Annotated in this window: 18 protein-coding genes and 1 pseudogene; 12 read left to right on the top strand and 7 right to left on the bottom strand. The window is 44.4% G+C overall.

Translation table 11 applies throughout. The features are described 5' to 3' along the window. Window positions 1-69 precede the first annotated feature (69 nt). From sucA to ABMY45_RS15030, 5 genes are all read left to right on the top strand, one after another. Window positions 70-2,883 (top strand): 2-oxoglutarate dehydrogenase E1 component, encoded by a 2,814-nt coding sequence (gene sucA, locus ABMY45_RS15050; RefSeq protein WP_102056725.1) that lies wholly within the window; start codon window positions 70-72, stop codon window positions 2,881-2,883. Window positions 2,884-2,893: 10 nt separating this feature from the next. Continuing rightward, window positions 2,894-4,387, top strand: coding sequence for a 2-oxoglutarate dehydrogenase complex dihydrolipoyllysine-residue succinyltransferase (odhB, locus tag ABMY45_RS15045; RefSeq protein WP_045989062.1), 1,494 nt, complete (start codon window positions 2,894-2,896; stop codon window positions 4,385-4,387). 173 nt (window positions 4,388-4,560) lie between these two features. After that, window positions 4,561-5,727, top strand: coding sequence for an ADP-forming succinate--CoA ligase subunit beta (gene sucC, locus ABMY45_RS15040; protein ID WP_010371452.1), 1,167 nt, complete (start codon window positions 4,561-4,563; stop codon window positions 5,725-5,727). Then, window positions 5,727-6,599, top strand: a complete 873-nt coding sequence (gene sucD / locus ABMY45_RS15035; RefSeq protein WP_010371451.1) for a succinate--CoA ligase subunit alpha — start codon at window positions 5,727-5,729, stop codon at window positions 6,597-6,599. Before sucC ends, sucD begins: the two co-directional genes overlap by 1 nt. A gap of 41 nt (window positions 6,600-6,640) precedes the next feature. After that, window positions 6,641-7,258 (top strand): cyclic nucleotide-binding domain-containing protein, encoded by a 618-nt coding sequence (locus ABMY45_RS15030; RefSeq protein WP_349289089.1) that lies wholly within the window; start codon window positions 6,641-6,643, stop codon window positions 7,256-7,258. Between the two features lies 1 nt (window position 7,259). Here the strand turns inward: ABMY45_RS15030 and ABMY45_RS15025 are convergent. The 3 genes and pseudogenes from ABMY45_RS15025 to ABMY45_RS15015 all read right to left on the bottom strand — a co-directional run bounded on the left by ABMY45_RS15025 (window position 7,260) and on the right by ABMY45_RS15015 (window position 10,413). Then, window positions 7,260-7,474 (bottom strand): annotated as a pseudogene (locus ABMY45_RS15025) (antibiotic biosynthesis monooxygenase). A 476-nt stretch (window positions 7,475-7,950) separates the two neighbouring features. Then, window positions 7,951-9,162 carry a Xaa-Pro peptidase family protein gene (locus ABMY45_RS15020; RefSeq protein ID WP_349289088.1) on the bottom strand — a complete coding sequence of 404 codons (1,212 nt, stop codon included), beginning with the start codon at window positions 9,160-9,162 and terminating at the stop codon, window positions 7,951-7,953. A 15-nt stretch (window positions 9,163-9,177) separates the two neighbouring features. Beyond that, complete coding sequence (locus tag ABMY45_RS15015; protein ID WP_349289087.1) at window positions 9,178-10,413, bottom strand: FAD-dependent oxidoreductase; 1,236 nt, start codon at window positions 10,411-10,413, stop codon at window positions 9,178-9,180. 228 nt (window positions 10,414-10,641) lie between these two features. Here ABMY45_RS15015 and ABMY45_RS15010 point away from each other — a divergent pair, with 228 nt between their 5' ends. From ABMY45_RS15010 to ABMY45_RS14990, 5 genes are all read left to right on the top strand, one after another. Then, window positions 10,642-11,556 carry a dihydrodipicolinate synthase family protein gene (locus ABMY45_RS15010; protein WP_211868845.1) on the top strand — a complete coding sequence of 305 codons (915 nt, stop codon included), beginning with the start codon at window positions 10,642-10,644 and terminating at the stop codon, window positions 11,554-11,556. A gap of 4 nt (window positions 11,557-11,560) precedes the next feature. Next, window positions 11,561-12,562: a 4-hydroxyproline epimerase gene (locus ABMY45_RS15005; protein ID WP_349289086.1), complete on the top strand. Its 1,002-nt coding sequence runs from the start codon at window positions 11,561-11,563 to the stop codon at window positions 12,560-12,562. 84 nt (window positions 12,563-12,646) lie between these two features. After that, a complete protein-coding gene (locus tag ABMY45_RS15000) occupies window positions 12,647-14,143 on the top strand; it encodes an aldehyde dehydrogenase (NADP(+)) (RefSeq protein WP_349289085.1) in 1,497 nt (498 codons plus the stop codon). A gap of 630 nt (window positions 14,144-14,773) precedes the next feature. Continuing rightward, window positions 14,774-15,439, top strand: coding sequence for a GntR family transcriptional regulator (locus tag ABMY45_RS14995; protein ID WP_010604660.1), 666 nt, complete (start codon window positions 14,774-14,776; stop codon window positions 15,437-15,439). A 713-nt stretch (window positions 15,440-16,152) separates the two neighbouring features. Beyond that, on the top strand, window positions 16,153-18,054 hold the full coding sequence (locus tag ABMY45_RS14990) for a propionyl-CoA synthetase (RefSeq protein ID WP_206472854.1): 1,902 nt from the start codon (window positions 16,153-16,155) through the stop codon (window positions 18,052-18,054). Between the two features lie 574 nt (window positions 18,055-18,628). On the opposite strand, the gene sbcB is transcribed toward ABMY45_RS14990, so the two are convergent. Both sbcB and ABMY45_RS14980 read right to left on the bottom strand, forming a co-directional pair. Further along, window positions 18,629-20,098, bottom strand: coding sequence for an exodeoxyribonuclease I (sbcB, locus tag ABMY45_RS14985; protein WP_227387159.1), 1,470 nt, complete (start codon window positions 20,096-20,098; stop codon window positions 18,629-18,631). Between the two features lie 258 nt (window positions 20,099-20,356). Next, on the bottom strand, window positions 20,357-21,559 hold the full coding sequence (locus ABMY45_RS14980; protein ID WP_227387158.1) for an MFS transporter: 1,203 nt from the start codon (window positions 21,557-21,559) through the stop codon (window positions 20,357-20,359). Window positions 21,560-21,666: 107 nt separating this feature from the next. On the opposite strand from ABMY45_RS14980, the gene ABMY45_RS14975 reads away from it, so the two are divergent. Next, the gene (locus ABMY45_RS14975; protein WP_010604665.1) at window positions 21,667-22,557 is read left to right on the top strand and encodes a LysR family transcriptional regulator; all 891 of its coding nucleotides are present in this window, start codon (window positions 21,667-21,669) and stop codon (window positions 22,555-22,557) included. A 19-nt stretch (window positions 22,558-22,576) separates the two neighbouring features. Here the strand turns inward: ABMY45_RS14975 and ABMY45_RS14970 are convergent, their stop codons facing one another. After that, window positions 22,577-23,008, bottom strand: coding sequence for a MarR family transcriptional regulator (locus tag ABMY45_RS14970; RefSeq protein WP_017217491.1), 432 nt, complete (start codon window positions 23,006-23,008; stop codon window positions 22,577-22,579). 188 nt (window positions 23,009-23,196) lie between these two features. Between ABMY45_RS14970 and ABMY45_RS14965 the strand changes: the two genes are divergently transcribed. Beyond that, window positions 23,197-23,625, top strand: coding sequence for an organic hydroperoxide resistance protein (locus ABMY45_RS14965; RefSeq protein ID WP_010604667.1), 429 nt, complete (start codon window positions 23,197-23,199; stop codon window positions 23,623-23,625). Between the two features lie 287 nt (window positions 23,626-23,912). Here the strand turns inward: ABMY45_RS14965 and ABMY45_RS14960 are convergent, their stop codons facing one another. Then, a complete protein-coding gene (locus tag ABMY45_RS14960) occupies window positions 23,913-24,356 on the bottom strand; it encodes a hypothetical protein (protein ID WP_010604668.1) in 444 nt (147 codons plus the stop codon). Window positions 24,357-24,459 lie beyond the last annotated feature (103 nt).

The following is a 24,459-nucleotide window of genomic DNA, read 5'->3' as shown; positions in this document are numbered from 1 at the left end:
AAGATGGCAAGCAAAAGCTTGCCATCTTGTTTTCGTTTGAGTTTCTGCGCTAGATAAAAGGGCTAATAGATGCACGAAGGTGTGATGAAGGCATGGCTAGAATCTTCGCATTTGTACGGCGGTAACGTTGCGTACGTAGAAGATCTATATGAGGCGTATCTAGATGATGCAGCTTCAGTGCCAGAAGAGTGGCGAGAGGTGTTTGATCAACTACCTAAAGTTGATGGAGTGGATGTTGACACTAAACATTCAGAAGTAAGAGCGCAATTTGCGGAGCTTGCTAAAAACAAACACAGAGAAGTCGTGGTTTCCGCAGAGGGTTCTGCTGATGCCAAGCAAGTTAAAGTTCTGCAGTTAATTAATGCATTCCGTTTCAGAGGTCATCAGAACGCAAACCTAGATCCTTTAGGGATTTGGGATAGAGAACGTGTTCGCGATCTTGACCCTGCTTTTCATGATTTAACTGATGCAGACTTAGATAAAGAATTTAACGTTGGCTCTTTTGCTTGTGGCAAAGAGACAATGAAACTCAAAGACTTGTACGCTGCGCTTAAAGCGACATACTGTGGCTCTATCGGTGCAGAGTACATGCACATCACCTCTACCGAAGAAAAACGTTGGTTACAACAGCGTTTGGAATCGTCCTTCTCGAAGCCACAATTCGACAAAGAAACCAAACTAAGAATCTACAAAGGTCTAACTGCTGCAGACGGCTTAGAAAAGTACTTGGGCGCAAAATTCCCAGGCGCTAAGCGTTTCTCTCTAGAAGGTGGTGACTCACTTGTGCCTATGCTGAAAGAGCTTATTCACCGTGCTGGTGAAAGCGGTCAGCAAGAAGCCGTAATTGGTATGGCCCACCGTGGTCGTCTAAACGTACTAGTGAATGTATTGGGTAAAAACCCACAAGAGCTATTTGACGAGTTCGCTGGTAAATATGGCGAGCACGCAGGTTCTGGTGACGTTAAATACCACATGGGTTTCTCTTCTGACTTCGGTACGAAGGGCGGCAATGTTCATATGGCATTGGCATTTAACCCATCTCACCTTGAAATCGTAAACCCAGTAGTAATGGGTTCGGTACGTGCTCGTCTTGACCGTTTGAATTGCCAAAGTGGTTCTAAAGCATTACCAATCACAATTCACGGTGACTCTGCAATCGCAGGTCAAGGTGTCGTTCAAGAAACGTTTAACTTATCGCAAACACGCGCCTACGGCGTTGGCGGTTCGATCCGTATCGTAGTTAATAACCAAGTTGGTTTCACTACGTCAAAACGCGAAGATACTCGTTCGACTGAATACTGTACTGATATCGCTAAAATGGTTCAGGCACCTATCTTCCACGTGAACGCAGACGATCCTGAAGCTGTTGCTTTTGTTACACAAGTTGCACTTGATTTCCGTAACAAGTTTAAACGTGATGTGGTGATTGACTTAGTATGTTATCGTCGTCACGGCCACAACGAAGCGGATGAGCCAAATGCGACGCAACCGCTGATGTATCAGAAGATCAAAAAGCACCCAGTACCTCGCCAATTGTATGCTGATCAACTTGTACGCGAAGGTGTGATTTCTGAAGACGATGCGAAACAAATTGCTGACGAGTACCGAAATGGTCTTGATAAAGGCGTTTGTGTCGTTGAAGAAATTCAAAAAGAAACCAAACACTCATCAGATTGGTCTAAGTATGTTGGTCACGATTGGGATACGCCGTATGAGCCAAAGGTTGCGCTAGATAAACTCAAAGCGCTTGGGGAAAAGATTGCGAGCTACCCAGAGGCTCATAAAGCACAATCACGCGTTAAAAAGATTTACGATGATCGTAAACTTATGGCGCAAGGCGAGAAAATGCTTGATTGGGGTATGGCTGAGACATTGGCTTACGCGACCTTGGTTGATGAAGGTACTGATATTCGTCTTACTGGTCAGGATTCTGGTCGTGGCACTTTCTTCCACCGTCATGCCGTAGTTCATAACCAAAAAGACGCGTCGACTTATCTTCCGCTGCAAAACATTCGTGAAGGTCAAGGCCTGTTCGAAGTGTACGATTCAGTACTATCGGAAGAAGCGGTACTTGCGTTCGAATATGGTTACGCGACAGCAGAGCCAACGTCATTGGTACTATGGGAAGCGCAATTTGGTGACTTCGCCAACGGTGCTCAAGTCGTATTCGACCAATTCCTAAGTTCAGGTGAGCAGAAGTGGGGTCGTTTATGTGGTCTAACACTACTACTTCCTCATGGCTATGAAGGTCAAGGTCCAGAGCACAGTTCTTCGCGTTTAGAGCGTTATTTACAGCTTTGTGCTGACCACAATATGCAAGTATGTGTGCCGTCAACACCAGCGCAAGTATACGCAATGCTACGTCGTCAATCGGTTCGTCCACTACGTCGTCCTTTGATTGTAATGACGCCTAAGTCGCTATTACGCCACCCATTAGCTGTTTCTAGCCTAGAAGAGCTATCCGAAGGCGTATTCAATAACATGATCGATGAGATTGATGATATCAATCCTGAAAACGTTGAGCGTGTTGTGTTCTGTAGCGGTAAGGTTTATTACGAACTACTGCAAGAACGTCGTAAGCAAGAGCTTAACAACGTGGCTATCGTTCGTGTTGAACAGCTATATCCATTCCCTCACAAAGAGATGGATGAGATCATGGCTCGCTATCAGCACGTAAAAGATTTTGTTTGGTGTCAAGAAGAACCACAAAACCAAGGTGCTTGGTACTGTTCACAGCATCATTTCTGGGAAGCTATCCCAGCTGGCGCAAATCTGACTTATGCAGGCCGTAAGGCTTCAGCTGCACCAGCATGTGGATACATGTCTACACATACTAAAGAACAAAACGCGTTAATTGCTGACGCTTTAACAATTAAGAAATAAGGAATAAGAGATGACAACCGAAATTAAGGTTCCTGTTCTTCCTGAGTCTGTTGCCGATGCAACGGTTGCTACATGGCATGTAAGCGTTGGCGATAAAGTGACTCGTGATCAAAACTTAGTTGACATCGAAACGGATAAGGTCGTTTTAGAAGTTGTAGCGCCAGAAGATGGTGTTATCGTTGCAATTTCTGAAGAGGAAGGCGCAACCGTTCTTGGCGAACAAGTTATTGCACAACTAGGTGCTGCTGATGAAGCAGCAGCGCCTGCTCAATCAAATGAAAAACCAGCAGCGTCAGAATCGGCGCCAGCAGCAGAAGGTAAAGAAGTGGACATTAAAGTACCTGTACTTCCTGAGTCAGTAGCAGACGCTACTATCGCAACTTGGCACGTTCAACCAGGTGAAGCGGTTAGCCGCGACCAGAATCTAGTTGATATTGAAACAGATAAAGTGGTTCTTGAAGTTGTTGCACCTGAAGACGGTGTGATGGGCGAGCACATCCACGCTGAAGGTGAGACAGTACTAGGTGATCAAGTTATCGGTAAAATCGTTGCCGGTGGCGCACCAGCTGCATCATCAAGTGCGAAGAAAGAAGAAGCACCAGCTGCTGCTTCTGACGAAAACTCAGATGTACTAACACCATCTGTTCGTCGTCTTATCGCAGAGAAAGGCCTTGATGCTGCTAAGATCAAAGGTTCTGGTAAAGGCGGTCGCATTACTAAAGAAGATGTGGACGCTTTCCTTAAAGCACCAGCAAAATCAGAGTCTAAGCCTGCAGCTTCAGCACCAGCTGCCCCGGTAGGTGAGCGTACTCAGAAACGTGTACCAATGACTCGTCTACGTAAGACAATCGCTAACCGCTTATTGGAAGCGAAGAACTCAACAGCAATGCTGACAACGTTCAACGAAGTAAACATGAAGCCAATCATGGATCTTCGTAAGCAGTACCAAGAGGTATTTGAGAAGCGCCACGGTATTCGTTTAGGTTTCATGTCTTTCTACGTGAAAGCGGTAACTGAAGCACTTAAGCGTTTCCCTGAAGTTAACGCGTCAATTGACGGTGACGATATCGTTTACCACAACTACTTTGACATCAGCATCGCGGTATCAACACCTCGTGGTCTAGTGACTCCAGTACTACGTGATTGTGATAAGCTTTCTGTTGCTGAAATCGAGAAGAATATTCGTGAACTGGCTATTAAAGGTCGTGATGGCAAACTAACTGTTGACGATATGACTGGCGGTAACTTCACTATTACCAATGGTGGTGTATTCGGTTCACTACTATCTACGCCTATCATCAACTTGCCACAGTCTTCAATCTTGGGCATGCACAAAATCCAAGAGCGCCCTATGGCAGTAAACGGTAAAGTTGAAATTTTACCTATGATGTACCTAGCACTATCTTATGACCACCGTCAAATCGATGGTAAAGAGTCAGTTGGTTTCCTAGTAACAATTAAAGAGTTACTCGAAGATCCAACACGTCTACTACTAGACGTATAATATTTGTTTAAAGAATAAGCTGTATGCTCGCATACAGCTTTTTTTTTGCGCCTTTGGTCTAAGTGGGGTTTTCATCAGAAGCCTTGGGATCTATACTATGTGCGCAATTTGGGATAGCTGACTATTTGCATAAATATTCAGCTTTTTTAGTATAAAAAATTGGATAAAGCATCATGAATTTGCATGAGTATCAGGCAAAACAACTTTTTGCCGAATATGGTTTACCTGTATCAGAAGGCTTTGCTTGTGATACACCTCAAGAAGCAGTTGAAGCTGCTGGTAAAATCGGTGGAGACAAGTGGGTTGTTAAGTGTCAAGTACACGCTGGCGGCCGTGGTAAAGCTGGCGGTGTTAAACTTGCAGACAGCAAAGACGAAATCCGCGCATTCGCTGAAAACTGGTTAGGTAAAAACCTAGTTACTTACCAAACAGACGAGAAAGGTCAGCCTGTTGCTAAAATCTTAGTAGAAAGCTGCACTGATATTGCAAATGAACTATACCTAGGTGCTGTTGTTGACCGTGGTTCACGTAAAATCGTGTTCATGGCATCAACTGAAGGTGGTGTAGAAATTGAACAAGTTGCAGAAGAAACGCCTGAACTAATTCATAAAGCTGAGATCGACCCACTAGTAGGTCCTCAAGCTTATCAAGGTCGTGAGCTAGCGTTCAAACTAGGTTTGAACCCAACTCAAGTTAAGCAATTCACTAAGATCTTCATGGGTCTAGCGCAAATGTTTATCAACCACGACTTTGCTCTACTAGAAATCAACCCTCTAGTGATCACAGACGCTGGTAACCTACACTGCCTAGACGGCAAAATCGGTGTAGACGGCAACGCATTGTTCCGCCAGCCTAAGATCCGCGAATTCCACGATCCTTCACAAGAAGACGCACGTGAAGCACACGCAGCAAGCTTTGAGCTTAACTACGTAGCACTAGATGGTAACGTTGGTTGTATGGTTAACGGTGCAGGCCTTGCGATGGGTACTATGGACATCGTAAACCTACACGGCGGCAAGCCAGCTAACTTCCTAGACGTTGGTGGCGGCGCGACTAAAGAGCGTGTATCTGAAGCATTCAAGATCATCCTTTCTGACGACAATGTTAAAGCAGTACTAGTTAACATCTTCGGTGGTATCGTACGTTGTGACATGATCGCTGAAGGTATTATCGGTGCGGTTAAAGAAGTTGGCGTAAACGTACCAGTAGTTGTACGTCTTGAAGGTACTAACGCTGAAGCTGGTCGTGAAGTACTAGCTAACTCTGGCCTTGACATCATTGCAGCTGAGTCACTAACTGACGCTGCTGAGAAAGTAGTTGCTGCTGCGGAGGGCAAATAATGTCTGTACTAATTAACAAAGATACTAAAGTAATCTGTCAAGGTTTCACTGGTGGTCAGGGTACTTTCCACTCTGAGCAAGCTATCCAGTACGGTACGCAAATGGTTGGTGGTGTTTCTCCTGGTAAAGGCGGCACAACTCACCTAGGTCTACCTGTATTTAACACAGTACGTGAAGCGGTAGAGTCAACTGGTGCAACTGCATCTGTTATCTACGTACCAGCTGCATTCTGTAAAGACGCTATCCTTGAAGCGATCAGCGCAGGTATCGAACTAATCGTATGTATCACTGAAGGCATCCCTACACTAGATATGGTTGATGTTAAAGTGAAGCTAGAAGAAACTGGCGTTCGCATGATTGGTCCTAACTGCCCAGGTGTTATCACTCCAGGTGAAACTAAGATCGGTATCATGCCAGGTCACATCCACTTGCCTGGTAAAGTAGGTATCGTGTCACGTTCTGGTACTTTGACTTATGAAGCAGTTAAGCAAACAACTGACGCTGGCTTCGGTCAATCTACTTGTGTTGGTATCGGTGGTGACCCAATCCCAGGCACTAACTTCATCGACGTACTAGAGATGTTCCAAAACGATCCGCAAACTGAAGCTATCGTAATGATCGGTGAGATCGGCGGTACAGCTGAAGAAGAAGCGGCTGAGTACATCAAGCATAACGTAACTAAGCCTGTTGTTTCTTACATCGCAGGTGTTACAGCTCCTCCAGGTAAGCGTATGGGTCACGCTGGTGCAATTATCGCAGGCGGTAAAGGTACAGCTGACGAGAAGTTCGCAGCACTTGAAGCCGCGGGTGTTAAAACAGTTCGCTCTCTTGCAGAAATCGGTTCTGCACTAAAAGAGAAAGCGGGTTGGTAAGTTAATACCGCACGTTAAAAAGGCTCCTCAAGGAGCCTTTTTTGATCTCGCTATACCAATTGCATGAGGGGATTATGCCTTTTCATAAACTCGGTCAGCTTTGTGAAGCCACAAAAAATGAATTATTAACACTTACTCAGCAAAACCCAACGTTCGACACTAAGCGCTGCAGCCGCAATGAAATATTATTGCAACAAGGGCAAGTGCAACGTCATGGTTTTTTTATCCGCTCTGGTAAGCTTGTATCATCGGTTGTAAATGAAACAGGGGAGCTAAGACATAAGGAGTTCTATTTTGCTGGTGAACTTTGTATTTTATTTGCTGAATGGATCCAAAAATCTCCTAGCTTCTATCAAATCTCTGCGCTGGATGATGTGGAGTTGGTACTCGTTCCGCTAGCCGAATTAGAACAAGATAATCTTCGCGCACTTAAATTAAAATTATTAGAACAGCAGTTGCTATTTAAAGAAGCAAAAGAAGCTTTTCTACTACTAAATACGCTGGAGCAAAGATATTGTTTTTTGCGTGACAAACGTCCGCATTGGGTTAATGGTTTAGCAAATTATGATCTGGCTAATTATTTGGGCGTTACACCTCAAGGGCTATCACGGTTAAAGTCGCGAGTAAACAAAGCGCAAGCGACAACAACTAAGCGTTAGCTCAAAGACTATATTCACGCTCTACCTTGGCGATACGAGTTGTATAGCTTTGATACCAGTTTTTATTGCCGTTTTTTGCGCCTCAATATGCTCAGCATTGGCTTTCCATGCTTTGATTGACTCAAGGTCTCGCCAATAAGAAACGGTGATCCCAACCTCTTCACGCGCAGATTCTATTCCTAAAAAACCGGGTTGAAGCTGTGCAAGCTCGACCATTCTCGACGCGGTTTGGGCGTAGCCCTCGTCGTCTTTATTTTTAGGGCCTATTGACCTTTGCTGTTTGATTTTTGTTCTCCTGAGTGTGTTTTGGTCGCGACGCTCGACTTGCCGCCTAGTAATCTAGGCAAAAGTTGAGCAACAATGAACAAAGCGCACTCAGGAGAACCCAAAGGGCAGCGCTTGATTGGCATTTCTACTGTGTTCTCGCCTGACTCACATAGAACAACTATGCTACGCAGGCTCTGCCTTGTATAAATACCAATCAAACTGCTGCAAAAACAAACTTGAAAGATAAACAGGCCCTAATATTGGTAAAAATTACGGCGTAATAGGGTGGTGGTGGAGTAGTTGCAATCATAAGTTGTAGCGCAGTAAATTGTAGATGCTATGTTTATACCAATTAACCTTTGCTCTAATCAATCACAATAAATGATGAGTTCCTCATCAGAGCAACTCATCATTGATTTCTAATATCACTCAACCCCAAAAGGATTGTCTATACTGTGCGCAGGCTCAGTAAACCAACGTGGACCATCGTCGGTCATATAGAAATGGTCTTCCAAGCGAATGCCAAATTCATCAGGAATAACCAGCATCGGTTCATTTGAAAAACACATTCCAGCTGTAAGCGGTTCTGGGTTGTCTTTGACTAAATAAGGCCATTCGTGGATATCTAAGCCGATACCGTGCCCAGTGCGATGTGGGCAACCTGGTAGTTGATAATCAGGACCGAGCCCATTGCTGGCAATATACTCTCTCGCGGCTTTATCAACAGCGCCACAGGGCGCACCAATTTTGGCTACATTAAATGCTGCAATTTGCGCTTGCTTCTCGATTTGCCAAACGGACTTTTGCTTTTCACTGGGGTCGCCAAAAACATAAGTACGGGTGATATCGCTAAGATAGCCGTGTAACTTACAACCAGTGTCGACGAGAACCACATCGCCTTTTTTCAGCGTTTGTGGATTTTTTACACCATGTGGGAATGACGACGCGACACCAAATAGCACAATACAAAAATAATTGCCCGGTGCCCCCACTTTTTTGTGCGCTTCATTAATAAAGGCTTCAACTTCGGTTGTGGTGATCCCTTCATACAGCATAGATGCCGTTGCTTTATGTACGGCAAGTGTCATGTCCATTGCACGTTGAATAAGGGCAATTTCATTGGCCGATTTATGCATTCTACAATGCGCGGTTACTGCCTTTGCATTGATAAGCGAAAGCTCAGGTGCCGCGAGTCTGATCCCATCAGCAACAAAAAACGCAGTGCTTTCGTCAATGGCGAGTGTGCCTGTGCTATCAATATTGAGTGTGTTAAGTACGTTTGCGACGAGCTGGTAAGGAGATTCTTCTTCTTGCCAAGCATGAATAGGGCCTTCAATCAGCCAATAATCCTTAATAGAGCCAATTTCAAAAAACGGGACGATAAACTGAACTTGTCCATTGGCGGGTAAAATAGCACCGACCAAACGCTCACTGGCGTACCATTGTAAACCAGTAAAGTATTTTAAATTTGTACCAGCATTTAAATAGAGTGCATCAATGTTGTTCTGCTGCATATATTGTTGAGCTTTCTCTATTCTTTCTAAATACTCGCTTTCGCCAATTGGCGCTACGCCTTTGGTCATATCTTCTAAGTTATCTAGCGCCTGTTGCGCGCTCTGGTATGCAATACCTTTCATTTTTGTGATCCTTAGCTAATTAAATCGAGCAATACTAAAGGGAGTAAGATCGATGTCGTTGGGCTTGTTGTCAATAAGATCTGCGATACATTCACTTGAAATTGCGGCTTGGGTCAGTCCTAAGTGCTGATGACCCAGTGCAAAATAAAGGTTGTGATGATTTGGCGCTTGTCCGATGACAGGTAAATAATCTGGGAGTGAGGGACGGCAGCCAACCCACAACGCTTCACTATGTTGTGGCAGAGGTTGCCTTAATAGAATACTTGCGTGATGTAATAATGCACGAGCACGGCTGTAGTTGGGTTTACTATCCAGTGTGGCAAATTCTACCGTGCCGGCCAGTCGTAAACCTTGTGACATGGGCGTCATGATAAACCCTCGCTCATTTGATGCAACAGGTCGTGTAAGCGTATTCTTCACTGCCAACATGTTGTGATAACCACGCTCGGCAATCATGGGCAGTGAGTAACCTAAAGACGCACAGAGTGTTTTACTTGCCGCTCCTGTTGCTACAACTACTTTGTTAAAGGTCATCTTGTGGCTTTTGGAGTGAAGTGTATAGCCATGCTCTGTGTGGATAATATTGTCGATTGAGGCTTGTTTGAATGCTCCCCCTAGCTGCATAAACTGCTCATATAAAGTCAAACAAAGGGCGTAGGGATCTGTGCTATGCGCGACTTTATCAAAATACAGTGCTGAGGTAATGGTACTTGATAGGCTCGACTCCATTTCTCGGGCTTGATCACCTGTAAGTAAGCTCACTGAGATGTCTTGTTCGGTGTATTTGTTATAACTTTTACGGGCAGAGCTTTCGTCACCTTCAAATACCAGTAAACTGCCGTTGCTAGATATAAGTGTATGATACTTATCACCAAGTAAACGCTGATATGCGGGTAGTGCGCGTTCATTTAAACTTCTAAGTGCGATTGTACCTTTGTGGAAACAGCTACTTTTCATTTGCTTTAAGAATCGTACAAACCAAGGAATATTTTTGAGCAAAGAGGTGGTCTCAATTCGCAAAGGCCCCACCGGATTGACTAACATGCCAGGCACCTTTGTTAGTAAAGCTGCGTCTGCCATTGGAAATACCTGTTCCGTGGCAAAATGCCCAGCATTACCCTTGGAGCATCCCTCTGCGGGCTGATTTTTATCGAGCAAGGTAACAGCGTGGCCTCGTCTAGCTAATTGCAGCGCGGTGGTTATCCCAATGATCCCTGCACCGATCACTGCAATTTTATTATTACTTTCCACAATTTACCTCTCCATCCTAAATTGTATTTCCACATAGACATCAATCAGGTCTCGTTTAAATACCAAAAAGAAAAAATTTACCACTTATAAATCATAAGATTACAGACGTTTAAGTCAGTCATTTGAGCTAATGGTTAAAAAATCTCCCTTTTGAATATTGATTATTGTATACAATATACCTATCATGGCAAGCACAATAACTAAACAACCTAATGAAAGGCGAGAACCATGAACGTAAATTGGCAGGGTGTATATCCAGCAGTAACCACTCAATTCCATGATGACGAAAGCATTAACTTTGATACCACCAAAGAGATGATAGATAACCTGATTAACGAAGGGGTTCATGGCATCATAGTATTAGGCACCGTCGGTGAAAACTGCTCACTCACGGCTGACGAGAAACGCCAAGTTTTAAAAGCGGCAACAGAAGTGGTAGGTGATAGAGTGCCACTACTTAGCGGTGTGGCTGAGACCACAACTGCACTGGCTGTCGAGTTTGCCAAAGATGCAGAAGCGCTCGGCATAGATGGACTGATGGTATTGCCGGGGATGGTTTATCGCTCAACTGAGTGCGAAGCGATTCATCATTACCAACAGGTAGCGCGAAGCACGGCATTACCTATTATGATTTACAACAATCCGGTGACCTACGGTGTCGATGTGTCTATTGAAGGTATGAAAACCTTAGCTGAGGAGTCCAATATTGTTTCAGTAAAAGAAGCAACGGAAGATACCCGCCGTATTAGCGAGCTGTTTAGCGCATTTGGCGACCGCTACGTGGTATTTGGTGGTGTTGATGATATCGCACTGGAAAGCCTGATGCTTGGCGCGACGGGTTGGATCTCGGGATTGACCAATGTATTCCCACGCGAGTCAGTGGCTATTTATAAACTTGCTGAACAAGGTCGCTATGAGGAAGCGCGCGCGCTATGGCGTTGGTTTTTACCTTTGCTACGCTTAGATACTATTCCCACACTAGTGCAGTGCATCAAATATGCAGAACATTTGGCTGGACGTGGTAGTGAGGTAACTCGTTCTCCAAGATTGCCACTCACCCAAGAGCAAAAAGCTTACGTGAGTCGTTTGTACGATGAAGCGATGGCAAATCGAATTGACTTAAGCCAATATAACTTGGACTAAGCGTATGATTTTAGGCACCTACTATTGTATAGATGGCCACACCTGTGGCAATCCCGTGCGCTTGGTCACGAGTGGTCATCCACCGCTTTTGGGCGAGAGCATGAGTGAAAAGCGCCAACATTTTTTACGCGACTACGATTGGATAAGGCGCGCACTGATGTTTGAGCCCAGGGGCCATGACATGATGTCGGGTGCCTTTTTATATCCACCGACCACTGCTGATGGGGATGTGGCAATCCTATTTATCGAAACTTCTGGGTGCTTGCCGATGTGTGGGCACGGCACTATCGGGACAGTCACTTTTGGCCTTGAAAGCGGCCTTATAACTCCAAAGGAACAGGGGGTACTCAAGCTTGACACCCCTGCGGGGCGCGTGAATGCCTATTATGAGATGAAAGCAGGTAAAGTGACTTGGGTAAGGCTCTACAATGTGCCGGCATTTTTGGCTTACCAAGCGGTGCCTGTCCATGTTGATGGGCTAGGGGAGCTCATCGTTGATATTGCCTATGGCGGTAACTTTTACATTATTGTTGAGCCTCAAAGTCTATTTGCTGGTGTGGATCAAAGTTGCGCCGCCGAATTACTGGCGTGGAGCCCCAAAGTGCGCGCGGCAGTTAATGCGCAAATAAATCCAATTCATCCTGAAGACTCTACCGTGTGTGGTGCCTCCCACGTGTTGTGGACAGGCGCGCCACAACATCCAGATAGTCATGCGGCCAACGCGGTATTTTATGGCGATAAAGCGATTGATAGGTCGCCTTGTGGTACCGGCACAAGTGCACGCATGGCACAGCTGTTTGCAAAAGGACTGCTAAAAGATGGCGACACTTTTGTTCACGAGAGCATCATAGGCAGCCAATTTATCGGTAAGGTCGAAGGCACAACTGAAGTTGCGGGAAAAGCCGCAATTCTGCCAAGTATTCAAGGTTGGGCACGTCAAACGGGGAGTAATTGTATCACTGTGGATGACGAAGATCCGTATGCATTTGGTTTTCAGGTGCTCTAGGGCCTGTTGACCTTTGCTGCAAAAACAAACTTGAAAGATCAACAGGCCCTAGCCATTAAGGTTGAAAGAAAACAGGAGCTAACAATGAATTTATCAGGAAAGAGCTACATTAACGGTGCGTGGCAGGCCGCACAAACTGCAACAACGTTTTACGCGTTTTGCCCAGCAACCAATGAGCCGCTGACGCAAGCATTTTTTAACGCTAGTGAAGTACAAGTAGAGGAAGCTGTTAATGCGGCAGAGCAGGCTTTTAAGGCTTATCGTAAAACGTCGATGACTGCTCGAGCAGAGTTTTTAGAAACCATAGCCCAAGAAATTCTTGCCTTAGGTGATGGGCTAATAACCACAACAATGGCAGAAACTAACCTGCCAAGGGCAAGACTCGAGGGCGAGCGTGGCCGCACGGTAAACCAATTAAACGCATTTGCTACAGCGCTGAGAGATAACCTAGCTGAGCTTTGCCTTGCTAAGGAAGAGCAAGCGGACCCAAATCGCACGCCGCTGCCTAAGCCAAAAACACAGCTTAAGCATATTCCTATTGGCGTTGTTGCGGTGTTTGGTGCATCAAACTTCCCTTACGCTTTCTCAACGCTTGGAGGCGATACCGCAGCTGCGTTAGCCGCTGGTTGCCCCGTGGTGTATAAAGGTCACCCAGCACATCCGGCAACGTGTGAGCTAATGACCAAGGCCATTGCTGCAGCAATAAGCAAATGTGATATGCCAAGCGGGGTGTTTTCAATGCTGCAAGCGAAAGCGTACGATGTCGCGCATTGGCTGGTTAAAGCTGAGCCTATCAAAGCGGTTGGATTTACGGGCTCCTTTGGCGTCGCAAAAGCATTGCAGGGCACTATAGCGAAGCGCCATGAACCTATCCCGCTTTACGGTGAGCTTGGCAGCGTAAACCCGCAAATTGTCTTACCTGAAAAAATACAGTCGCAAGGCGCAGAGCTTGGTACACAATTTGTCCAGTCTTTACTTATGGGCAATGGTCAATTTTGTACTAGCCCCGGTATTTGGTTGGTGCCAAGCAATCATTCACAAACATTTATCGAGACAGCTAAGCAAAATATTAGCGCAGCACCTTCCGATACCTTATTAACCCCTGGCATTTTAAAAGCTTATCAAAACAGCACTGCGGCGCTAAAAGCACACCCTCAAGTAACGTTGTTGAGCGCTGGTGAGCAAGCACAGCCGTTTCACGCCAACGCGCACTTGTTTTCAACGGATAGCAAAAGTTTTGTATCTGACGAGAGGCTTAAAGAAGAAGTCTTTGGGCCAAGTGCTTTAGTGGTGAGCTATGACGACTTAGCGCAGCTTGAGGACTTAATCGCAGACTTAGATGGGCAGCTCACCGCCAGTATTCATGGCACTGATTCTGACTTACATCAAGCCGAAGACATCATAGAGGCGTTACAATACCGCGTAGGTCGATTGATTTATGGGCAAATGCCAACGGGCGTTGAAGTGTGTGCCACCATGAACCATGGCGGGCCGTTCCCGTCATCAACTGATGTACGTTCAACGTCGGTAGGGTTAGAAGCGCTAAAACGATTCGTAAGACCAATTTGTATACAAAGTTAAGCAAACCAAGCCCATAGCATTGCTATGGGCTTTTCTAATGTATTGAACTTAAGGTGGTTTTAGTGCTTATGGCGAGGTTGCATCGTAGGTAGATACTTAGGAGGTTTTCGCTTGAGCAGATATGTGTAGAGTGATAAGTTACCGCTTTTCATAACAATAATCGGAAAAGTGATAGCATTCATGGTTTATAAAAACACAGATAAAAAGCCTAATTCACTAATTAACTCAAACAAGCACAAGTTCAAACTAGCGCTGGCTTTAGGAGTCATAGCGCTAGTCGGTACGGTTATATTTTTTGCCCTGACCAGTAATTTTATGGCGGTTGACAATTGTTTAGATGCTGGGGGAAGCTTCGATTACGCACTAGAGACTTGTGTTCATTCATAAAGTCACCGTTATATGTGTCGCTCCTCATACAATGTTAACCGGTGCGATTTAATAACGAGGAACAAATATGTCTCTTCATCTACGAGTAAACTATAAAACGAAACTCAGTACAATAAACATAAATCTAGGTTTGCTCAGCTGTTGGTAACTCAACACTTGACTCTGTAATTAATTAAGACAAACATGCAATTTGAACTCAGATGCGTTTATAATGAGTTCATAAAACAATAATTACTAAATACTATGGCGATTGTACATAAAACTCGAACTCAATTAGTTGCTGAAGCAATTCGTGAAAAAATCCTCACAGGCGAAATCAAAGCGGGCGAGCCGCTGAGGCAAGCCGCGCTGGCAGATGAGTTAAATGTAAGTCGTATTCCCGTTAGAGAAGCACTGCTGCAACTAGAAGCCGAAGGCTTAGTTAACTTTGAAGCGCACAAAGGCGCGACGGTCACACGTTTAAGCGCTGAGCAAATCGACGAAATTTTTGACCTACGCGCATTGTTGGAAGCCGAGCTTTTATGCCATTCAATCGATAAGTTAACGGCGCGCGACTTGCTAGAAGCTGAAGCCATCTTAGCCGAGCTTGAAGAAGCAATGGCTGCTGGCGATACACAACTGGCAACTGGCAAGCTTAACGCCGAATTTCACAGCAAACTCTACAGCAAAGCACAGCGCCCACAGACTCGTGAGCTGGTGGATGTGTACAGTAAAAATTCCGAGCGTTATGTGCGCATGCATATCCTACTTGCAGGTGGCATTAAAACCGCACCAGATGAACACCGCCAGCTATTGGAACTGTGCCGCGATAAAAATACCAAAGGGGCATGTGACTTTTTGAAAAAACATATTACTGGCGCAAAAGATGATATCAAAGCGCTGCTGCTAAAGCTTGAAAGCGAGCAGTAGGTAAACTTGGTGGGGTAGGCTTCGGCGGATCTCTGAACAATCGTCACGTATATTTCAATGGCGGCTCGATTGTTCAGGGTGCTGTGATTATATTTGCTTGCAAGAGCAAGTGCTCATTTAAGGTTATCTTTTAACTTATGCTAACTCTTTTGAGTAAAGGCGGCACATACTGCAACTCCAAGGCTACACCCAAAAGCCGCACCTATTGCCACACTAAAAGCTAGTATGTTAAACGCTACGCCAACCATAACACCTATTGTAGTTCCAATAACTGCGCCAACTGCAATACTTTTTCCAAGAAACTGATTGTTTAGCTTTTTAGGGGGAGACATAGAAATAATCCTTTATTTTTTAAATAACTTTGAGCGTGCAGAGCAAACTAACAGTAAACAGTAACACCTGCAATCGCCTCATTCTGCTTCATATTAGTACCAGATTAATCAAACATCCACCAACTTTCTTTGTTAAAAAGTAGGGCAATTTATTCGTAGCGAGTAGATGACTCCCAAAGGCACTTTCTTAACTCTAAAAGAAAGTAAGCTTAACTTTGGAAATGTACATTAGCTAAGCTATTGTATCCCCCATACAAACCATAATCGTATCTAACGCCCCCAACCTTGATCTATATCATCCTCGCAAGACTAAAGTCTCATCAAAACTTGGCGATTTTTTATCTATCTTTACTAAGTTCCAGCGAAACTGAGTAACTTAATATGACAACAACAAGCTATCAACAGGCATACCACACATTTTCCCAAGACCCAGAGGCGTTTTGGCTTAAAGAAGCGACACGGCTTGATTGGCACACGCCACCAAAAATCGGACATAGCCAAGACCAAGAGGGGTTGAGTCATTGGTTTAGCGATGGTTTGATGAATACCAGTTATGTGGCACTCGACCATCATGTACACCAAGGGAGAGGAGAGCAAACAGCATTAATTTATGACTCGCCGGTGACGAATACCAAACGCAAAATTAGCTATCGCGAGTTGCTCTCTCAAGTGAGCCATTTTGCGGCAGGCTTAAATCAGCTTGATGTGAGCGTAGGGGATAGGGTCGTAATTTATATGCCCATGGTGCCTGAGGCGGTCGTTGCTATGCTTGCTTGCGCGCGCGTGGGTGCTATTCATTCAGTGGTGTTTGGCGGTTTTGCGCCCCATGAGCTTGCGGTGAGAATAGATGATGCTAAACCAAAGCTAGTGATCAGTGCTTCTTGCGGAATTGAAATAGGCCGCACTATTGAATACAAGCCTATGCTGGATGAGGCTTTGTCGCTGGCAAAGCATCAAGTTGAACATTGCATTGTGTTACAGCGTGAAGCATACCAAGCGCAGATGTCATCGCCAAGAGACTTAGACTGGGCGGTGGTGGCAAACACGCCAGAATCCTTTGATGCCGTGCCGTTACCAAGCACGCATCCGCTTTATATTTTGTATACCTCTGGCACCACAGGTACACCCAAAGGTGTAGTGCGAGAGCAGGGCGGTCATGCTGTGGCATTAAACTACAGTATGAAAACCGTTTACGGCATGGCGCCCGGCGAAGTATTTTGGGCAGCATCTGACATTGGTTGGGTTGTGGGACATTCTTATATTGTTTATGGCCCACTGATTTATGGTTGCACTAGCGTATTATACGAAGGTAAACCGATTAAAACCCCAGATCCAGGTGCGTTTTGGCGAGTGGTAGAAGAATACCAAGTGGCTGCACTTTTTAGTGCACCTACGGCATTTCGTGCCATTAAAAAAGAAGATCCGAGCGCTGCGCTCTTGGCTAACTACAACACCAGCAGTCTAAAAGCGCTATTTTTAGCTGGTGAACGACTTGACCCTGCTACCTACGACTGGCTACAGTCCACCACAAAGCTGCCGGTAATTGACCACTGGTGGCAAACCGAAACGGGTTGGGCAATTGCATCTAACCCAGTTGGAATTGAATTGATGCCAACAAAGGCGGGCAGTGCCACTGTTCCCACACCGGGCTATCAAGTCGAGATCCTTGATGTGGACGGCAGTCCTTGCGAGGCCAATCAACAAGGTGTTGTTGCGGTGAAATTACCACTCCCTCCCGGTTGTTTAACCACTATTTGGAATAACACGGCGCGCTTTAAAGGCAGTTACTTATCACAATACCCCGGCTATTACCTCTCTGGCGATGGCGGGTATTTTGATGAAGACGGCTACCTGTTTATTATGGGCCGCACCGATGACGTAATAAACGTAGCCGGGCATAGACTGTCAACCGGTGAAATGGAAGAGATCGTCGCAGGCCACAATGCAATTGCAGAATGCGCTGTGTTTGCCGGTAAAGACGAGCTAAAAGGCCAAGTGCCTATTGCCATGGTGGTACTGAAAGATGGCGTAAACACCACAGAAACAGCCATTGCAGAGGAAATCAGAAGCCTGATCCGCGAAAAAATTGGGGCGATTGCCTGTCTTAAAACCATTAAAGTGGTTGAGCGTTTACCCAAAACCCGTTCAGGTAAAATACTCAGAAAGAACCTACGCCAGCTGGTGGACGGTGAAGACATCATCGTGCCATCTACCATTGACGACCCCGTCATTATTGAAGAGTTACAGCTAATGTGGAATACATGCCAACACCATAATAGATGAGAGAATTATACCAATTGGCCTTAATACTTGCTCAATTTGAAGAAGCAAACCTGACGCTAACGGTGTTAAAGCTTTCTTATTTAGAACACTAAATAACCTGAGCTTCGATAATTAATGCCTTTCTAGCAGCCTGTTTTAGCGCTAACTGCGTTAAATTCACTTCCAATAGCCCAGCTATTGGGCCGTAAATTTGCCTTGCCTACAAGGATGTAGGTACCAGTGCGGTAGCAGGACGCGAGATCGGAGTTATCCCCCAAAACTCTCTGGCTAGGTAAGAAGATAGTTTAAGGTGATTAAAAAAACAGTGAGTCAGTTCATTCCTTATCCAAACCTCAGGTTAAATAGGATTTTTTCCTGATTATCGACAAGATTTTTTCGCCTCAAAATAGGTAGCTTAATTAAGCGAATTGGTATTAATGCAATATAAACTCTTCATTGCTTAGAGAGGTTATTTCAACACAAGCAGAACGAATATTTTGCCAATGCAAATTATATTAGTAAGCCGCACTGCTGTTTATCGACGAAGTCAGCATTTCATATTAGCGCCAAGCGGTGCGGGCTATTACGGCATTAACTACAAACTTTGAGCGTAATGATAAAGCGCTTTTAAGATCTGCATATTGTGCTCATTACCTTCATTCTCTGCGACTAAATTTTCAAGCTCTAGCATAAAATCTTCGGCTGAAATTGAAGGGTTATCTTCATTATGCATCAACTTGTTTTGGCAGTATTTACGCCATTTATCAAGCTCTACAGGTGAGAGCGTCTGCGGCCAGTTTCTTGCTCGATAGCGAAACAGCAACGTGTTAAATTTACTGTCTTCAAAATCCAGTTTAATGGTTGCCAACTCTTCAGGCGATGCATTGCGAATGATTGCAAATTTGGCTTTATCAGCCTTACTGGTGAAACCGTCGTAGAGTTGATAATCTGGATTACTTGGTTTCTCGAATCCCTTTTCATCGCTAAAGACTTCCGCAACCTTATCCCTTAGTTCTGGACGCGCTTTAAGATACTTTAAATTTTCAAGGCATTGCTCGCGGTCAATTCCAAGCCTCGCTGCGTTTTCGGGCAAGAGGGTCTTAGCTGGCGCAACCAACGGGCATTTATTGATATGTACTAGTTTTAATCCAACTGGTAGCTCATCATCACCCAATTCGCTGCGTTTTGTATAAAGCCGTTGTTTGAGCGCCTCAACGTCAAGGTCATTCAATACCTCTGGCGACTGTGTTAAGTCAAAGCAGATCACGGCATTGCTATTGACCGGGTGAAAACTCATCGGCGCAATCCAAGTGGTGCAACCTTGTTGTGCCGGAAACATAGAAGAAACGTGCACCAAAGGCTGCATATTGAAAACGTCGATTAGGCTCGATACCGCTTTTTTATGTCTGTGATTAAAGTAGAACTCATACAATTTTGGCTGTTTGGTTTTAATCAGTTTAGCCAGCGCAATCGTTGCGGTAACATCACTCAATGCATCGTGCGCGGCGCCGTGCTCAATGCCATTGGCGACGGTTAAGTGTTCCAGTTTAAAACTCGGATTGCCATCTTCTCTGGTTGGCCATTCTATTCCTTCTGGGCGAAGCGCATAACAGGCTCTTACCAGATCTATGATGTCCCAACGGCTATTGCCATTTTGCCATTCACGCTCATAGGGGTCATAAAAGTTACGATAAAGGCTATAACGGGTTAGCTCATCGTCAAACCGAATACTGTTATATCCAGCAACGCAGGTTTGTGGCTTTGCAAATTCAGCGTGGATCTTTGCCATAAACTCGGCCTCGGTCAGGCCTTTTTTTAGTGCTAACTGTGGTGTGATCCCGGTGACTAAACAGGCTTGAGGATGCGGGAGATAATCAGGCGCTGGTTGACAATACTCAATCAGTGGCTCACCAATAATATTGAGGTCCAGATCCGTTCTGATCCCAGCAAATTGGCTTGGCCTGTCTTTTTGCGGCGTCGCACCCCAACTCTCGTAGTCGTGCCAGAAAATAGTTGGGATGTTCTGGGCATTATTCGGTGTATCTGATTGGTTTGTATTTGTCATAAAGTCAAAAAGTTATTCTACTGTTTTTGTTTGTTTTGGTTAATTATATTTGTCGTGATGGTATGACAACTGTGTATATCATCACGACAAATATGATTAACGATAGGCACGCATTATCGCATAGAGGCGCGCTTAGAGTAAGGCATAACCATGGCGGATTGTCTTATTAAAACAAATCAGAGCGGTAATTGGGGAAGCTACGTCACTTATTGACAATCAAACTGCCCAATTACCTATTGTTCAATCACTAAATCGCGATTAAAAGCGCTTTCTTTGAAAGTTTCTCCACATAGCAACTGTTATAACTATTAATAGAGCTGAAACTACAATCAAGACATTAAAATTAAGTGTGTGGTTTTCGCGGGGCGTGACTAGCAAACTTGCAATAGTGCCGCCAGAGGCTATCGCAAAGTGCTGTATCGCATTTTGCAGACTGATAAAGGTACTGCGCTCTTCTGCGTGAAGTGAGGTTATAAGTTCTGTCACTAAGATCATAGAGCGGGTAGCGCTTGCAATCACAAACAGGGTAAAAAGTCCGGCTGCAAAAATAACTGAACTTATCGTAAAACCAAACAAGGCTGCCAATATCATCAAGCCACTAAGAAAGTAAATTAAGTATGAGGTTGTGTGATTGTTTAGCTTACTTCGAGCGTATAGCTGAACCGCAACAAACGAACACACACCACTAAACAAATAGCTCGCGCTTAGCATCGAGCTTGAGATGTTTAAGTTGGTAATTAGCATCACCGGAAATTGAGTTGAAATTGCAAATGTACTTAGCACCACAAAAAATGCGATGAATAGCGCGTATTTAAGGGTTTTGGTCGGGTTAAATGTGTTGCTTGGCATTGGGTTGCTATCGATGCTTTGCGAAGCTTGCTTTATGTTTGAGAGAAATATAAATGTAAATAATAGCACTGTAATGGCTAAGCCACTTCCCAGTATCATGAACCCCAACTGCCAGCCTTGATTTGCTGTGATAAATAATAGCGCAGGGATCCCAATTGCCAAGGCGAGTGGAAAAGCACTCAACAGTATCGCGGTGTCTTTTTTCTTGTCGTTTTCATGGCTTAGCTGAATCACCAAGTTGAGATTGAGTACTACCAGTGCGCCGCCACCAATACCAGTCAATGCACGTACGAAAAGCAGGGTATAAAAACTCTCGAGTGCTGAAGTAAGCAAGGTTAACAATGTGGTTGCTGACAGAAAAATAAAGACTTTGTATTTCTCCTTTGAGAGGTTGCCTGTACCACGCACACATAAACAAGTGAAAGCAGCGGCAATTGCATAAGCTGAAACGAGTAGTCCTGAATTTGATGGGTTGGTACCTGAGCTTAGCGCCATATCCGCGCTAAAGGGTACAATGATTAATGCATCTAACGCGACTAAAAAGTGGATGACAAAACATAACCCAAATTTTGCTTTTGGGCTTGCTAAGGTGGTCATTGAAGCTGAAAACATAGACATCCTTAATTGATATAAACAAAGAAGCCTTGATTGTATTAGCCTTAATTAGGTAATAAAGTGTCTATTATTGAATTGATAAACCCATATGTTGGGCTAATAAAATGATTGATCAGATTGACCCTCAGTGGCTTAACAGTTTCCACTGTGTTTATGAATGCTTAAGCTTCAAACAAGCGGCAGAGTTTCTGGATATACCAACCTCCAACGTAAGTCGTCATATTGCACTACTTGAAGAAAAGCTTGATGCAAGATTGTTGGAACGAACAACAAGGCGGATCTCAGTGACAGAAGCGGGTGAGCAGCTTTATGTGAGTACAAAGCCGTTAATCGATTCGCTGTCGGATGCGTTGCAAGAAGTAAATAAACATGCCTCTACGCCAATGGGGCATTTGCGTATAGTGATGCCCGACATCCCCATTCTTGGTCAAGCAGTGGTAACCTTTTGCGCTGCACATCCATTAATTTCAATAAGTTGTGATACCAGCCTGAGTCCAAGAGAAAATCTCTTAGATGGCTTTGATGTCGTGCTTTACTTTCATCGTGGCAAGCTTGAGGATAGCAATTGGGTGGTTAAAGAGTTGGCTCGATTACCAAGCGTCGTAGTGGCAGCTCCCAGCTTGCTAGAAAAGCATACTTCGCCGTATAGATTAGCAGATTTACAATCTCTGCCTTGTATTTCAACCCTGACCGCCGTAAACGGTACACCTTGGATATTTACTAACAATGAAAGAAGATTAACGACGGTGAATGTTAAATCAAACTTTAGGGTAAACAGTGGGTTTATAGCTAAGTCTGCCGCGCTTTCAGGGGTTGGATTTGCTATCTTGCCACTGAACTCCTGTAAAGCAGAAATTGAGTCAGGCGCGCTGGTACCACTTAAATTAGAGCAGCAACCGGAAGACCTTGTACTTTATGCGTTCTATGCTGGCCGTAAACATCTGGCCAAAAAAATATCAGCGTTTTTGGCACATTTAGAACGCGCGCTACAATGACTATCTTTTGATTTCTACTTTAGGCCAAATCACCATTGATCGAATCTAGTAACTCAATAAGTGCTCGTGCTTTTTGCTCGTCGATGCTTGGAAATTTACAGCGGATCTGCTCAGGAATTGTGGCAGCTTGATGTTGCAGATCTTGACCCCTACTTTGTAGTTTTACCACTCGTTTGCGCTTATCTTTTTCGTCTTTAACGATTGAAAGCAGGGCTTTGTCAGTCATTTTCTTTAATATTTGTGTCATAGCACCGCCATCGATGGCGGTTTTCTCTAGTAACTCAGCAATGCTGATTTCATCTTTCTCCCAAAGTGCCATCATCACCACATATTGAGGGTAGGTTAAGTCGAGTTTTTGTAAAGATGCTCGGTAAGCACGGGCAATACCATTGGAAGCCATGTAGAGGCGGTGGCAGATTTGAGCGTCTAGTTTTAATTGTGGGTAGTTCATCACATATTCCTACAAAGTAGCTAAGCTATATTTTAATTTGCACACAAAGTATTTGCAATTCTAAAAAATTGAATCTATTATTTTGCATGCAAAATAAATGTTTAATTGATTTTACTTCATCTAGAGTAAAGCCTCGCTGCGTTAGGGTGTAGGTGAGTACTCTACAAGCACAAACTTAGGAGAACGAAATGAAAGAACTACAAAGTATTGCATATACGGCGAAAGCCACTGCCACAGGTGGCCGAGAAGGTGTGGCAAAGTCTGACGATGGTCGTCTTGATGTTGCGCTTTCGACACCAAAAGGCTTAGGTGGGGATGACGGCCAAGGGACTAATCCGGAGCAATTGTTTGCAGCAGGTTATGCGGCGTGTTTTATTGGCGCATTAAAATTGGTGGCAGGCAAAGCAAAAGTCAAGTTGCCAGAAGACACACATATTAACTCTGAAGTGTCTATAGGGCCAATTGAAGGTGGCTTCGGGATAGCGGTGAAATTGGCGGTATCAGTTGGTGACTTAGACAAAGACACGGCGCAGTCACTCGTTGAAAAAGCTCACGAAGTTTGCCCATATTCAAATGCTACTCGTGGCAACATTGCGGTTGAGCTTTCAGTTATTTAACTAACCTGAGGTTTGGATAAGGAATGAACTAACTAACTGTTTTTTAATCACCTTAAACTATCATCTTACCTAGCCAGAGAGTTTTGAGGATAACACCGCTTCCGCGTCCTGCTCTCGCTAAGGTACCTACTTCCTGTAGGCAAGGCGAATTTACGTACCAATAGCTAGCTATTGGAAGTGAATTCAACGCAGTTAGCGTTAAAACTGGCTGCTAGAAAGGCATTAATTATCCGAAGCTCAGGTTAACTCACTCAAGTGAGACAAAGCCAGCGTATTTTGACGCTGGCTTATATGTTTTCTAAGGAGTCGGTAATTTTAAAGCAATGAATATCGCCGCCTGTTCTAAAATCAATTCGTTTAACTTGCTCAACGATTTCCACCGTATTATAGCCATTGAGTAAACCAAACATTGCCGCTTGTTGGCCTGAGCCGATGGCATAAGATTGCGCTAAGGGTTCAGATTTACAGGTGCCCCTTTTTACACAACCATACCATACGCCTTTTTTGGGGTGGTATTTAATGAATTCCAAACTCTCAATCGTATCAAATTGATTATTTGAAAAATTGTGCTGCAAATTGTGTATATCGCATGTCTGACCAGTGCAAAACACTCTCCAACCATGATAATCAAACCACTTTTGAGCATTATCGGTAACGATGATCTTATCGGTAGTGGTTCTACTATCACAGGCTATTTCTGCTGTTTTAGCGTTATAGACGATGGTTGTCATTCCTTTTGACTCCTATGAAATTACATTCGATGAAACCATGCAACTAGTGCAGGTAAAAATGCTGATGGTATAAAGACTTGAATGCTAATTGAATGTTGCACGA

This window comes from Pseudoalteromonas sp. XMcav11-Q (assembly GCF_040104525.1).
In the GTDB taxonomy this organism is placed as follows: Bacteria; Pseudomonadota; Gammaproteobacteria; order Enterobacterales; family Alteromonadaceae; genus Pseudoalteromonas.
This window is presented reverse-complemented; position numbering and strand designations above follow the sequence as displayed.

What these genes read in the sequence shown, in the direction of transcription:
- sucA (WP_102056725.1), top strand. Translation starts at nt 70, where the DNA reads ATGCACGAAGGTGTGATGAAGGCATGGCTAGAATCTTCGCATTTGTAC.
- odhB (WP_045989062.1), top strand. Translation starts at nt 2,894, where the DNA reads ATGACAACCGAAATTAAGGTTCCTGTTCTTCCTGAGTCTGTTGCCGAT.
- sucC (WP_010371452.1), top strand. Translation starts at nt 4,561, where the DNA reads ATGAATTTGCATGAGTATCAGGCAAAACAACTTTTTGCCGAATATGGT.
- sucD (WP_010371451.1), top strand. Translation starts at nt 5,727, where the DNA reads ATGTCTGTACTAATTAACAAAGATACTAAAGTAATCTGTCAAGGTTTC.
- ABMY45_RS15020 (WP_349289088.1), bottom strand. Translation starts at nt 9,162, where the DNA reads ATGAAAGGTATTGCATACCAGAGCGCGCAACAGGCGCTAGATAACTTA.
- ABMY45_RS15010 (WP_211868845.1), top strand. Translation starts at nt 10,642, where the DNA reads ATGAACGTAAATTGGCAGGGTGTATATCCAGCAGTAACCACTCAATTC.
- ABMY45_RS15005 (WP_349289086.1), top strand. Translation starts at nt 11,561, where the DNA reads ATGATTTTAGGCACCTACTATTGTATAGATGGCCACACCTGTGGCAAT.
- ABMY45_RS15000 (WP_349289085.1), top strand. Translation starts at nt 12,647, where the DNA reads ATGAATTTATCAGGAAAGAGCTACATTAACGGTGCGTGGCAGGCCGCA.
- ABMY45_RS14995 (WP_010604660.1), top strand. Translation starts at nt 14,774, where the DNA reads ATGGCGATTGTACATAAAACTCGAACTCAATTAGTTGCTGAAGCAATT.
- ABMY45_RS14990 (WP_206472854.1), top strand. Translation starts at nt 16,153, where the DNA reads ATGACAACAACAAGCTATCAACAGGCATACCACACATTTTCCCAAGAC.
- sbcB (WP_227387159.1), bottom strand. Translation starts at nt 20,098, where the DNA reads ATGACAAATACAAACCAATCAGATACACCGAATAATGCCCAGAACATC.
- ABMY45_RS14980 (WP_227387158.1), bottom strand. Translation starts at nt 21,559, where the DNA reads ATGTTTTCAGCTTCAATGACCACCTTAGCAAGCCCAAAAGCAAAATTT.
- ABMY45_RS14975 (WP_010604665.1), top strand. Translation starts at nt 21,667, where the DNA reads ATGATTGATCAGATTGACCCTCAGTGGCTTAACAGTTTCCACTGTGTT.
- ABMY45_RS14970 (WP_017217491.1), bottom strand. Translation starts at nt 23,008, where the DNA reads ATGAACTACCCACAATTAAAACTAGACGCTCAAATCTGCCACCGCCTC.
- ABMY45_RS14965 (WP_010604667.1), top strand. Translation starts at nt 23,197, where the DNA reads ATGAAAGAACTACAAAGTATTGCATATACGGCGAAAGCCACTGCCACA.
- ABMY45_RS14960 (WP_010604668.1), bottom strand. Translation starts at nt 24,356, where the DNA reads ATGACAACCATCGTCTATAACGCTAAAACAGCAGAAATAGCCTGTGAT.